Annotated in this window: 8 protein-coding genes; 2 read left to right on the top strand and 6 right to left on the bottom strand. The window is 72.1% G+C overall.

The features are described 5' to 3' along the window. Positions 1-7: 7 nt before the first annotated feature. The 5 genes from LOK46_RS13820 to LOK46_RS13800 form a co-directional block, all read right to left on the bottom strand. A complete protein-coding gene (locus LOK46_RS13820) occupies positions 8-2050 on the bottom strand; it encodes an NADH:flavin oxidoreductase (protein ID WP_273564284.1) in 2043 nt (680 codons plus the stop codon). A 62-nt stretch (positions 2051-2112) separates the two neighbouring features. After that, positions 2113-3252, bottom strand: coding sequence for a hybrid-cluster NAD(P)-dependent oxidoreductase (locus LOK46_RS13815; protein ID WP_273564283.1), 1140 nt, complete (start codon positions 3250-3252; stop codon positions 2113-2115). Positions 3253-3254: 2 nt separating this feature from the next. Next, the gene (locus LOK46_RS13810) at positions 3255-4514 is read right to left on the bottom strand and encodes an aromatic ring-hydroxylating oxygenase subunit alpha (protein WP_273564282.1); all 1260 of its coding nucleotides are present in this window, start codon (positions 4512-4514) and stop codon (positions 3255-3257) included. Positions 4515-4644: 130 nt separating this feature from the next. Then, positions 4645-6510: a glycoside hydrolase family 15 protein gene (locus LOK46_RS13805; protein WP_273564281.1), complete on the bottom strand. Its 1866-nt coding sequence runs from the start codon at positions 6508-6510 to the stop codon at positions 4645-4647. 115 nt (positions 6511-6625) lie between these two features. Beyond that, positions 6626-7870, bottom strand: coding sequence for an acyl-CoA dehydrogenase family protein (locus tag LOK46_RS13800; RefSeq protein ID WP_273564280.1), 1245 nt, complete (start codon positions 7868-7870; stop codon positions 6626-6628). A 124-nt stretch (positions 7871-7994) separates the two neighbouring features. Here LOK46_RS13800 and LOK46_RS13795 point away from each other — a divergent pair, with 124 nt between their 5' ends. Both LOK46_RS13795 and LOK46_RS13790 read left to right on the top strand, forming a co-directional pair. Further along, the gene (locus tag LOK46_RS13795; protein WP_266282994.1) at positions 7995-8750 is read left to right on the top strand and encodes a response regulator; all 756 of its coding nucleotides are present in this window, start codon (positions 7995-7997) and stop codon (positions 8748-8750) included. Further along, positions 8747-10156 (top strand): ATP-binding protein, encoded by a 1410-nt coding sequence (locus LOK46_RS13790; RefSeq protein ID WP_273564279.1) that lies wholly within the window; start codon positions 8747-8749, stop codon positions 10154-10156. The genes LOK46_RS13795 and LOK46_RS13790 overlap by 4 nt, the downstream gene beginning before the upstream one ends. A gap of 23 nt (positions 10157-10179) precedes the next feature. Here LOK46_RS13790 and LOK46_RS13785 read toward each other — a convergent pair whose 3' ends face one another. Further along, positions 10180-12336 carry a methyl-accepting chemotaxis protein gene (locus tag LOK46_RS13785; protein ID WP_273564278.1) on the bottom strand — a complete coding sequence of 719 codons (2157 nt, stop codon included), beginning with the start codon at positions 12334-12336 and terminating at the stop codon, positions 10180-10182. Between the last annotated feature and the right edge of the window lie 87 nt (positions 12337-12423).

Below are 12423 nucleotides of genomic sequence, written 5' to 3'. Positions count from 1 at the left end.
GCTCGGCTCAGATGTCCTTGCACAGCCGCAGGGCGTCGTAGATCGCCGCGTGGATGTTGCGTCCGGCCACGGCATCGCCGATCCGGTGGAGGGCGTAGCCCCCGGACAGGTCGAAGGGCTGCGGATCGCCGCGGAGCAGGGCCCCCTGGTCGGTCTGGCCGCGGTTCACCGAGCCAGCCTTGAGGCCGTGGTAGAGCCTGTCCACCGGGAGCGTCCCGTGATCCACCACGATGCGGTCGACGAGGCGCTCCTCCTCGGCGTCGGTCATGGTGTTGCGCAGGGCCGCCACGTAGCGGTTGCCCTCGGGATAGATCTCGATCAGCTCCATGTTCGGCGTCATCACCACGCCGAGCCTGTAGAGTTCGCGCAGGTGGATCGGCTGGTTGGTGGTGCCGACCTCCTCGGCCACCATCCGGTCGTGGGTGGCGATCTCCACGAGGCAGCCGCGCTTGGCCAGGAGCTCGGCGACCGAGGCCGCGTTGTGCTGGCCCATCTCGTCGTAGAGCAGGACCGAGCCGGTCGGCTCGACCGCGCCGGAGAGCACCTCGGCCGTGGTCACGGCGTGCGCCTCCGCCCCCTTGGCGTGGCCGCGGGACGGGCTGCCGCCGGTGGCGACGATCACCAATTCGGGCTTCTCGGCGCGGATCGCCTCTTCGGTGGCGGCCGTGTTCAGGCGCAGGTCGACGCCGAGCTTCGTGACCTGGCCGACGAGCCACCGGGTGATGCCCGACATCGCCTCGCGCCAGCCGGCCTTCGCCGCCAGGGTGATCTGTCCGCCGGGCTGGGCGCCCTTCTCGAACAGCACGACCGCGTGACCGCGCTCGGCGCAGACGCGGGCCGCCTCGAGCCCGGCGGGCCCCGCGCCGACGACTACGACGCGGCGGCGCACATCCGCCCTGCGGATCTCGTGCGGCATCGTGGCCTCGCGGCCGGTGGCGGCGTTCTGGATGCAGAGGGCGTCGCCGCCGACGTAGATCCGGTCGATGCAGTAGCCCGCGCCGACGCACTGGCGGATGTCGTCGGCCCGGCCCTCGGAGAGCTTGCGCACGAGGTGCGGGTCGGCGATGTGCGCCCGGGTCATCGCCACCATGTCCACGTGGCCCTCCGCCACCGCGCGGGCGGCGGTCGCGAGGTCGGTGACGCGCTGGGCGTGGAAGACCGGCACGTCGACCTCGCGCTTGATCGCGCTCGGCAGGAACAGGAACGGCGCCACCGGGAAGGACATGTTGGGCAGGGAGATCGCGTGGGCGATGTGGTCCCGCGCCTGCCCGCCCAGGACGTTGAGGAAGTCCACGAGGCCGCGCCGGGCGTATCCCGACGCGATGGCGAGACAATCCTCCTGCGAGAGGCCGTCGGCGATCATCTCGTCGCCGGACATGCGGATGCCGATGACGTAAGCGTCGCCGACCTCGGCGCGCATCGCCTCCAGGACCTCGATGCCGAAGCGCATCCGGTTCTCCAGGCTGCCGCCATACTTGTCGGTGCGCCGGTTGACCGCGGGCGACCAGAACTGGTCGATCAGGTGGCCGTGGGCGGCCGAGACCTCGCAGCCGTCGAGGCCGCCCTCGCGGCAGCGTCGCGCGGCCGCCGCGAAGCTCCGCACGACGCGAGCGATGTCCTCGGCCTCCATCTCCTTCGGGAGGGTGCGGGAGGCGGGCTCCCGGCGCGGCGAGGGCGCGAGCGTCGGCAGCCAGTGCTCGGTGTCCCACTTGGTGCGCCGGCCCATATGGGTGAGCTGGATCATCAGCTTGCCGCCGTGGGCGTGGACCCGGTCGGCGAACTGCCGGAAGTACGGGATCACCGCGTCGTCGGCGACGGAGATCTGGTTCCAGGGGGCGGCCGGGCTGTCGGGGGCGACCGACGAGGAGCCGCCGAACATGGTCAGCCCGATCCCGCCCCTGGCCTTCTCGGCGTGGTAGAGCTGGTAGCGCTCCTGGGGCTTGCCGTCGCGGCCGTAGCCCGGCGCGTGACTGGTGGACATCACCCGGTTGCGGATGGTCAGCCCCTTGATGGTCAGGGGCTTCAGCAGCGCGTCGGCGTTGGCGATCACGGGAGCACTCCCGAAGGCGAGGGGGTGTGCGATGCGGGGAGGGGCCGGGCGCGGCCCGGTCCTCACCGCTCGATGACGAGGTCGCTCGTCGGCCTGGAGCAGCACAGCAGGGCCATGCCGGCATCGATCTCGCGCTGGCGGATGCCGCCCGCGTGGGTCATCGCCACGGTGCCGGAGGCCAGCTTCGACTTGCAGGTGCCGCACAAGCCCTTGGCGCAGGAGGAGGGGAGGCGGATCCCGGCCCTGCGGGCCGCGTCCAGCACCGTCACGTCCTCCGGGCAGTCGAGCACCCGGCGGGTCTTGGCGAACTCGACCCGGAAGCTGCGCAGGCCGGCGGCCGGGGCGTCGTCGAGGGCCTGCTCCGCCTCGCGCGCGGCCTCCTGCTCGGCCTCCGGCAGGGCGCCGAAATCGAAGCTCTCCGCGTGGTGCCGCGCCATGTCGAAGCCGGCCTCGGCCAGCATCGCCCGCACGGCGTCCATGTAGGGCTTGGGGCCGCAGACGAAGACCGTGCGCTCCAGGAAATCGGGCACCAGGTCGCGCAGGAGCGCCGGGGTCAGCCGGCCCCGCGGACCCGTCCAGGCCTCGCCCGGGGTGTCGGCCTCGCAGATCGCGTGGACGCGCAGCGCTAGGTCGCGGCGGGCCATCAGGGCGAGCTCGTCCCGGAAGACGATGTCGGCCGGGCTGCGCGCCGAATGGACGAAGGCCACGTCGCGGCCCGCCCCGAGGTCGTGGAGGGTGCGCGCCATCGCCATCATCGGCGTGACGCCGCTGCCGCCCGACAGGAGCAGGTACTTCGCCCCGGGATGGGCGAAGCACGAGAACTCGCCCATGGGACCGAGCGCCCGGACGGTATCGCCGGGCTTCAGGTTGTCGTGCAGCCAGTTCGAGACCGGGCCGCCGGCCACGCGCTTGACGGTGATCGCCAGGGTGTGCGGCCGGGTCGGTGCCGAGGCGATCGTGTAGCAGCGGTGGAGCGTCTCGCCGCCGATCTCGAAGGCGAAGGTGAGGAACTGGCCGGGCAGGTAGCGGAACGTCCGCGGCTCGCGGGCGGCGAGCACGAAGGTCTTCACGTCGTGCGTCTCGGGCCGCACCGCGACGCAGGTGAGGACGTCGTCCGTCTCGGCGTCCCAGGGCGCGGTGGCCGCGAGCGTCGCGGCGGCCGGCTCTGCCGATCCGGGGACCCTGGCGAAGGCCGGGGCCACGATCAGCGCCCCAGATGCGCGGCCATGCGGCCGACGTACCAGTTGCAGAACTTCTCCACGAGCATCTCGGTGTGGGGCGAGTACGGGCCGGGCTCGTAGGCCGGGCTGCGCACGCCCTGCTGGCAGATGCCGACGAGCTCGCTGTCCTGGTCGTTGGTGGCCTCCCAGACGCCGGTCAGGTTGGCGAGGTCGTAGTCGACGCCCTCGATCGCGTCCTTGTGGACGAGCCACTTCGTGCGCAAGAGCGAGCGCTCGGCGTCGAGCGGCAGCACCGCGAAGGTGACGACGTGGTCGCCGAGGAAGTGGTGCCAGGAATTGGGCTGGGTCCAGACCGAGAGGCCGCCGAGCTTGGCGTTGGTCAGGCTGCCGAGGAGCTTCCGGCAGGCGGCCTTGGTGTCGATCGTGTGGGATTCACCCTCGCCGTCGAGCGGCAGCCGCTCGGTGCGGAAGCCCGTGATCATGGTGTCGAGCTCGTCGATCTCCTTCGACGGCAGCCCCTCCGCCTCCCACTCGCCGTGGTGCGTCCGGAGCAGGCAGCCGTAGCGCTCGGCCTGGGCGCGGTCGTGCTCGTCCATCTCCTCGGGCGCGAAGCCGAAGCCGTAGGCGAAGAGCGGCACGGTCAGCTCGGGATGGTTCGCGCCGCAATGGTAGCACTCGCGGTTGTTCTCCATCGTGAGCTTCCAGTTGCCCGGCTCGATGATGTCCTTCTGGAAGGCGACCTTGGTGTCGCGGATGTTGTGGGGCGCGATGTAGGGGCCGAGCCGGGCCGCCATCGCGTCGAAATCGGCGGGCGGATCGTCCGAGAGGCAGACGAAGAGCAGGCCCTCGAGCGAGCGGATGTGGACCGGCTTGAGCCCGTGGCAGCCGCGCCTGAAATCCGGCCCCATGTGGTCGGCGTGGATGAGGGCGCCGGTGAGGTCGTAGGTCCAGGAATGGTAGCGGCAGACGAGGTTGCCGACGGTGGACTTCTCCTCGTGGACGAGCCGGGCGCCGCGGTGGCGGCAGACGTTGTGGAAGGCCCGGACGGCGCCGTCGTCGTCCCGGACGATCGCCACCGAGGTCTTGCCGATGTCGACGACCATGACGTCGCCCGCCTCCGGCACGTCGGGCTCGACGCCGACGTAGATCCAGTGGCGGCCGAAGATGACCGCCATGTCGGCCTCGAAGACTTCGGGGCTCAGGTAGAACTCGGCCGGCAGGCTGTAGCCGCGACGGCGCTCGCGCAGGAGACGCTGCAGAGGGGTCGGCGTCACGTCGAGCATGGGACCTCCGGAGCCATTCAGGCCCCGGAACTATCGCCGCCGGACCGACCGCCCGCTGCCACGCCAGCGACACTCGCTTGGTCAACCGCGACGTGGCGCGGACCGGCCCGTGCGGGGAGCCGGAGCGGCGCTACTCGGCGGCCGACCGGGTGACGATCTCCGCCCCGTCGTCCACGCCGAAGCGCGCGATGCTGTCCTCCAGCCGCAGCGCGGCGTTGATCAGGGCCATGTGGGAGAATCCCTGCGGCGTGTTCCCGCGCTGCGCCCCGGTGGCCGGGTCGATCTCCTCGGCGAGCAGCCCGACATCGTTGCACCGGGCGATCAGCCGCTCGAAGGCGGCCCTGGCCTCGCCGGTCCGCCCGTCGAGGGCGAGGCAGCCGACACGCCAGAAGGCGCAGGCCGTGAACGTGCCCTCGTCGCCCGCCAGCCCGTCCTCCATGCGGTAGCGGTAGATCAGGTCGCCGACGCCCAGCTCGCGCTCGACCGCCGCCAGGGTGGCGCGCATCCGCGGCTCCCGCGGGTCGAGGGCGCCGAACAGGGCCACGCGCAGGACCGCGGCGTCGAGATGATGCGAGTCGTAGGCGCCGACATAGGCCTGCTTCTCGGCGCTCCAACCGTTCTCCAGATATTCCGACCGGATCTCGGCGGCGACCCGCTCCCATTCGGCGATCTTCGTCTCCGGCACCCCCGCGATGTTGCGGGCGATCCGGGCCGCGTCCCGCAGTGCGACCCAGAGCATCGCCTTGGTGTGGACCTGCTGGCGCGGTCCGGTGCGCAGCTCCCAGATGCCGCTATCCGCGTCGTGGCGGTGGCGGATGGCCCGGGCGGTGAGGTTGTCCAGCACCTCCGGCAGCCGGTCGTTGACCTTCTCGGGCGGGTCGTAATCCACCGCCTCGAGGAAGATGCACAGCGCCCGGAGCAGCTCGCCGTAGATGTCGTGCTGGTCCTGGTGCTCGGCGAGGTTGCCGATCACCACCGGCCCCACGCCGTTCCAGCCGGCGAGGTGGCTCAACTCCTCCTCCGGCGGCATGTCGCCGGCGATGCCGTACATCAGCCGCGTCTCCCGTCCGAACGTGCCGTCCCGTTCGCGCAGGAAGCGCAGGAACTCGGACGCCTCGCGGATGTAGCCCAGCATCACGAAGGCGGTGACCGTGAAGGAGGCGTCCCGCATCCACGTGAAGCGGTAATCGTAGTTGCGGTTGCCCGGCACCGCCTCGGGCAGGCCGGCGGTGGCCGCCGCCACGATCCCGCCCGAGGGCGAGTAGGTCAGCAGCTTCAGGCACAGGGCGGACCGCATCACCGCGTCCCGGTAGGCGCCGCGATAGGTGCTGCGGGCGCTCCAGCGGCGCCAGTAATCGGCGGTCGTCTCCAGGCGCCGCCGGGCGCCGGCGAAATCGTCGATGCAGGCGTCGTCCTGATCCTCGCCGTGGGTCAGGACCAGGTAGGCGGTCTCGCCTTCCGCCAGGTCGAACCGGATCTCGGCCGCGTCGCCCGCGAGGGTCGGGCAAGCTTGCGCGTTGACCCGCACGCGCCAGTCCCCGGCCTCGAACAGGACCGACCGGCCCTCGACCAGAGGGGTGCAGGGGCGGCGGGCGTAGTCGAAGGTCGGGCGGACCCGGAACGTGCCGGCGACCCGGCCCCGCTCGCAGGTCAGCAGCCGGATCAAGCGGCTCTCGCCCTCGCCGTCCGGCCCCTCGTCGGGCTCCGGGCTCGGCGGGTTGACCGGCATCAGGTCGACGAGGCGCGCCCGGCCGGTCTCGGTCGTGAAGGTCGTCTCCAGGATGTTCGTGTCGGGCAGGTAGCGGCGCGCGCTCCCGGTCGGACCGTCGAAGGCGACGCTGCACGCGCCGCCCGCGTCGTCGTCGAGGAGCTTCACGAACAGAGCCGGCGAATCGTGGCGCGGCCAGCACAGCCAGTCGATCGAGCCGTCGCGGGCGATCAGCGCGCAGGAATGGGTGTCGCCGATGAGGGCGTAGTCGCTGATGGGCTTCGACACGGGGCTTCCGGTGGCGGCACCCGGTCCGCCGGGCAGGACAGAGTCGTGAGGTAGCCGGGCGACGCCGGGCGGGGAGTCCCGCTCGACGATTCGCCGCACGGTCGATCGCGGGCGATCAGGCCCCGGGTCGCGGCAGCATCCGGTCGCTGATGATCCGGCGCTGGATCTCGCTCGTGCCCTCGAAGATCGTCGTCAGCCGCGCGTCGCGCCAGTAGCGCTCGACCCGGCGCTCGGTGGTGTAGCCGTTGCCGCCGTGGAGCTGCATCGCCTGGTTGGTGACCCGCACCGCCATCTCGGTGGCCAAGAGCTTCACCATGGCCGATTCGCTCTCGGCGGGCTCGCCCTGGTCGAGGAGGTGGGCGACCTGGTGCCAGAAGGCCCGCGCCTGCGCGACCTCGGCCGCCATGTCGGCGAGCGCGAAGCGCAGCGCCTGGAAGTCGCCGATCGGGTGGCCGAACTGCACCCGCTCCTGAAGGTAGCTCTGGCAATCCTCGACCGCCGCGCGGGCGACGCCGACGGCCCGCGCCGCCGTGTGGACCCGGGCGATGTTGAGGCCGCGCTGGACGGCGGCGAACCCGCCGGAATCCGCGTCCGCCCCCTGGTCGCCGTACAGCCCGGTGAGCCGGTCGCTCTCGGGCACGCACACGTCCTCCAGGGTCAGCTCGAAAGTCTGGAAGCCGTGATAGCCGATCTTGTCGATCACCCGGCCGGTCACGCCGGCGGGGAAGCTGTCGCGCTCCTTGAGCACGAGGAACGGTTCCAGGCCGGCGGAGCGCGACTCCCCCGGCTCCGGGTCGCGGGTCCGGGCGAGGACCTCGATGAAGTCGGCGCCCTTGGCGAAGCCGGCCCAGCGCTTGGTACCGGTGATCCGCCACCGGTCGCCGTCGCGCACCGCCCGGGTCTGCACGCCGGCGAGGTCGGAGCCGGCATCGGGTTCCGACAGGGAGATCGAGCCGATCCAGTGCCCCCGGGCCGAGCGCCGGAGCAGCTCCGCCCGGCGCTCCGGGTCGAGGGTCTGGGTGCCGAGGCCCTGGCCGCGCGCCAGGATGCTGCCCACCGAGAGCCAGGCCCGGGCCAGTTCCTCCGAGACGAGGCAGTACTCGAACACGCCGAGGCCCAGGCCGCCGTGCTCCGCCGGGATCGTGATGCCGAACCAGCCCTTCTCGGCCATGGCGTCGATGAGCGCGCGCGGCATCTCGGCCTTGTGGCGGTCGAGCTCGTCGGCGAGCGGCAGGACCGTGTCGCGGGCGAAGGCGCGGGCCTCGGCCTGCAGCGCCGCCCGCGCCTCGGTGCGCCAGGGCGAGGCGAGTTCCGGCGGCCGCGGCGCGATCAGGTCCTTCCGATCCTCGGTTCCGGTCATCGTTCCCCCCTGTGATGTGACGCCGTGCGGCAACTCAGTTCAGGTCCGTGCGGGAAACACGCGCTTACAAAATGGTTCCGTGCCCCATCTTCGAATAATCGGCGGACGGGGTCATAATAGCCTGATGATGCAGGCCGACCCGCAGACCGACTCCTTCGCGATGAGCGCACCGGCAACACCCCACATCCTCGTCGTCGAGGACGATCGGGAGATCTCGGCGCTGATCGCGCGCTACCTGCGCGGCAACGATTGCCGCGTCACGCTGGCCGGTGACGGCGCCGACATGGACCGGGTCCTGGCGGAGGCGCGCATCGACCTCATCGTGCTCGACCTGATGCTTCCCGGCGAGGACGGTCTGAGCCTGTGCAAGCGCCTGCGCGGCACCTCGCAGATCCCGATCCTGATCCTGACCGCGAAGTCCGAGGACGTGGACCGGATCCTCGGCCTCGAACTCGGCGCCGACGACTACCTCGCCAAGCCGTTCAACCCGCGGGAGCTGCTCGCCCGGATCCGCGCGATCCTGCGCCGGGTCGCCGCCGAGGCGCCGGACGCCGACGAGCGGCGGCGGCTGCATTTCTCGGGCTGGACCCTGGACGTCTCCCTGCGGCAGGTCCTGTCGCCTGAGGGCGCCCGCATCTCGATCACCGGGGCGGAGTTCGACCTGCTCCACGCCTTGTGTCTCCGGCCGGGGCGGGTGCTGTCGCGGGACCAGCTCCTCGACCTGACCCAGGGCCGGGCCGCGGGCCCGTTCGAGCGGAGCATCGACGTGCTGATCTCCCGCATCCGCCAGAAGATCGAGCGCGACACCCGCAACCCCGAGTTCATCCGCACGATCCGGTCCGGGGGCTACCTGTTCACGCCCGAGGTCACGCGGTCATGAGCGGCCTGGGCCGGCTCCGCGCGCGGCTGCGTCCGAAGACGATCGCGGGACAGATCGCGCTGCTGGTGGTCGCCGGCATCGCGGTCGCCCACGTGGTCGCCACCGCGGCGTTCCTGATCCTGCACGAGTCGCAGAATCCCGACACGCTGCCGGGCGTGGCCGCGAGCCGCCTCGGGGTCCTGGTGAGGCTCATGGACGCCGCCGACCCGGCGGCGCGACCGGCGCTGCTGGCGAGCGGTCGCAGCCTGCCGCTGATCCACGTCGAGCCCTGGGACGGGACAGTGCCGTCCGGGGCGACGTCGCCGCCCGACCTGCCGGTGATCCGGAAGCTGCGCAACGGCGCCGGCCGGCCGGTGACGATCACCGACCTCGCCGTGGCCGATCCCGAGGGCGACCGGTCGGACGCACGCCTGCATGTCGGCATCGTCACGCCGACAGGGGCACGACTCCAGGCGACGCTGCCGAACGATCCCCTCCGGGGGCCCCGCCAGGGGGCGCTGATCTTCACCGTGGTGTTCCTGGCGCTGACGCTGGCGCTGCTCTGCGTCTGGGCCACCCGCGCCCTCACGGCGCCGCTGAAGCGGCTCGCGGGCGCCGCCGAGGCGTTCGGCGCCCGCGACGACCACGTGGCGCTGCCGGAGGCGGGCCCGCGCGAGGTGCTCGCCGTGTCCCGGGCGCTGGACCGGATGCGGTCGCGCGTCCGCCGCCTGATCGACGACCGGACCCAGATGCTGGCGGCGATCAGCCACGACCTGCGCACGCCGATCACCCGGCTCCGCCTGCGCGCCGAGTTCATCGAGGACGACAATGCCCGGGCCTCGACCCTGCGCGACCTCGACCAGATGAACGGCCTCGTCGAGGCGGCGCTCTCCTTCGTGCGCGACGGCCAGATCCGCGACACGAACAGCCACAGCCTCGTGGATCTCGCCTCGGTGGTGCAGACGGTCTGCGACGACTTCTCGGATTTCGGCGCCCCGGTCAGCGTCAGCCGCAGCCGGCACGTCCTGGTCCAGGGCCGGCCCGAGGAACTCCAGCGGGCGGTGACCAACCTCGTGGACAACGCCGTGAAGTACGGCGGCCGGGCCGACGTGCAGATGGAGGCCTCCGAGCGCGGTGTCCGGGTCTGCATCCTGGATAACGGCCCGGGGATCCCCGAGGCGGAGCGCGAGGCGATGCTCCAGCCCTTCGTGCGCGGCGACCGGGCCCGCAATCTCAACGAGGCCAGCGGCTTCGGCCTCGGCCTCTCGATCGTGCAGGCCATCGTGGAGGCCCATAACGGGCGCCTGCGGCTGGAGAACCGCCCCGAGGGCGGCCTCTGCGCGGCGATCGAGCTGCCCCTGGCCGCCCAGGCCTTCGCGGGGCGCGGGGCGCAGAAGCCCGCGCCGCTCCCGGCCGAGGCGGCCTGAGGCCGCCACGGGTCCCGTCCGGTCTACGCCGCCCGCACGTTGCGCAGGAACTGCGCCACCTCGGCGCGGAGCTGCTCCGAGCGCGTCGCCAGGGAGTCGGACGCCAGCGCGACCGAGTCCGCGGCCTCGCCGGCATCGCCCGCGACCCGGGCGACCTCGGCGATCTCCAGGGTCATCGTGCCGGTGCCGGCCGACGCCTGCCCCATGCTGCGGACGATGTCCTGCGTGGTGACGCCCTGCTGATCCACCGCGGCCGCGATGCTGGTCGACACCTGGTTCATCGCCTCGATCTGGGCCGTGATGCCCTGGATCGCCCCGGCCGCGTCGCCCGTGACCGTCTGGATCGAGGCGACCTGACGGCTGATCTCCTCGGTGGCGCGGGTGGTCTGGGCGGCGAGTTCCTTGACCTCGGCGGCGACCACCGCGAAGCCGCGGCCGGCCTCGCCGGCGCGGGCGGCCTCGATCGTGGCGTTGAGCGCCAGCAGGTTCGTCTGCCCGGCGATCGTCGAGACCATGCCGACGACGTCGCCGATGCGCGTCGCGGCCGCGGCGAGGTCGGTCATGGTCTGCTCGGCCCGGCGGGCCTCGCCGACGGCGGTGGCGGACATCCCGGCCGCCTGCTCGACCTGACGGCCGATCTCCTGAACGGTCGCGCCGAGTTCCTCGGCCGCGGCCGCCACGGTGTTGACGTTGTCGGAGGTCTGGTGCGCGGCCCCGGCGACGCTGGTCGAGCGCTCGGAGGTGCTGGAGACCGCGGCGCGCATGGTGTCCGAGGCGCCCTGAAGCTCCGTGACGGCGCCGGTCAGGCCCTCGACGATGCCGCCGACCGAGTGCTCGAAGCCGTCGGCCAGCTGCTTCAGCATGGCGCGCCGGCTCTGCTCCTCGCGCAGGCGCGCGGCCTCGGTGGTCTGGAGCTGCTGGGCAGCCTCCTCCAGCGACATGTCGCGGATCGTGACCACGGCGCGGGCGATGTCGCCGATCTCGTCCCGCCGCTCGCTGCCGGGCACGTCGGTCAGCGCTTGGCGGTCGGCGAGGGCCTTGAGCGCGCGGGTCAACGCACCGAGCGGCGCCACGATCGAGCGGGCGAGCAGCAGGCCGAGCAGGGCCGTGCCGGCTAGGACGAACAGACCGGTCAGGATCAGCGTGCGCGACAGGGCCTGGACCGCGTCGATCGACTCGGCCTGCGTCTGCTCCGCCACCACCGTCCAGGGCGCGCCCAGGACGGTCACCGGCGAGGCGGCCGCCATGTGGGCGCCGTTCTCGTAGCTGAAGTCGACGGGACCGCCGGCCTTGACCCGGTCGGCGGCCAGGCCGATCCCGGTGAGGCTTGCGCCGGCGTGGACGGCGGGGTTCAGCGGCGGGTTGCTGCGCAGGAGGCCGTCCGCGCCGACCGCCAGGATCTGCCCCGTGTCGCCGAGGCCGGTCCGCTTCGACAGCGTCTGGTCGAACAGGGCCGGCGTGACCCGCATGACGATGAAGCCGATCCGCTCGGCCGCCTGCGCCGTGCCCATGGCGACGTTGGCCCGCTTGGTCATGGCGCGGCCGATGAAGGCGGCCGGGACCCCGTCCACCGGGTAGGCGGCGAAATCCTCGTAGAGGACCGCGCCCGGGTCGGCGGACTTCAGGCGCTCGATGAGGCGCGCGAGCGCCGTGCCCGCCAAACCGTCATCCGTGACCGATTTACCGAAATCGGCGCCCTTGGTCGCGGTGTAGTCGATCCGGCCGTTGTCATCGAGGAACATCAGGTCGGCGTAGCCCGGCTGCGCGACGAGCTTGCGCGCCACCTCCTGAACCTTGACGTGGCGGCGTGCATACATCGACGGCATGCCGCTGCCGTCGAGGGCGACCCGCGCCTCGGAGGTCTGCGGCGCGCGGAACGCCTCGATGACGCTCGCGGTGTCGGGCTTCGCCGGGTCGAGGTTCTCGAGCAGGTCGGGGAAGTTCGAGACGATCTGCGGGTGCGCCGCCACCGCCAGGAAGTCGGCCTGCGCCCGGTCCGCCACCAGCTCGATCGCGTCCCGGCGCGCCGCCGCGGCGAGCTCGAGCCGCTCGTGGGCCGCCGTCATCAGGCCTGCCCGCGCCGAGTACCAGCTGAAGCCCCCCATGGCGGTGGCGCTCAGGAGCGCCAGGCCGACGGTGGTCGCGGGAAGGCGCGTGCTCAGCCGCGATAGCGTGATCATGATGCCCCTGATTTTTTTGAGTGATTGGTTTGAGGCGAACCAATCGCGCAATTCTTATAAAAATCTCGTAAACACCAATACACCGAC

It is taken from the genome of Methylobacterium sp. NMS14P (genome assembly GCF_028583545.1).
Classification (GTDB): domain Bacteria; phylum Pseudomonadota; class Alphaproteobacteria; order Rhizobiales; family Beijerinckiaceae; genus Methylobacterium.
The sequence above is the reverse complement of the archived record's forward strand: the minus strand, read 5'-3'. Positions and strand labels throughout refer to the sequence as shown.

Coding starts and splice junctions, on each gene's coding strand:
- LOK46_RS13810 (WP_273564282.1), bottom strand. CDS start 4,514: ATGCTCGACGTGACGCCGACCCCTCTGCAGCGTCTCCTGCGCGAGCGC.
- LOK46_RS13800 (WP_273564280.1), bottom strand. CDS start 7,870: ATGACCGGAACCGAGGATCGGAAGGACCTGATCGCGCCGCGGCCGCCG.
- LOK46_RS13795 (WP_266282994.1), top strand. CDS start 7,995: ATGATGCAGGCCGACCCGCAGACCGACTCCTTCGCGATGAGCGCACCG.
- LOK46_RS13790 (WP_273564279.1), top strand. CDS start 8,747: ATGAGCGGCCTGGGCCGGCTCCGCGCGCGGCTGCGTCCGAAGACGATC.
- LOK46_RS13785 (WP_273564278.1), bottom strand. CDS start 12,336: ATGATCACGCTATCGCGGCTGAGCACGCGCCTTCCCGCGACCACCGTC.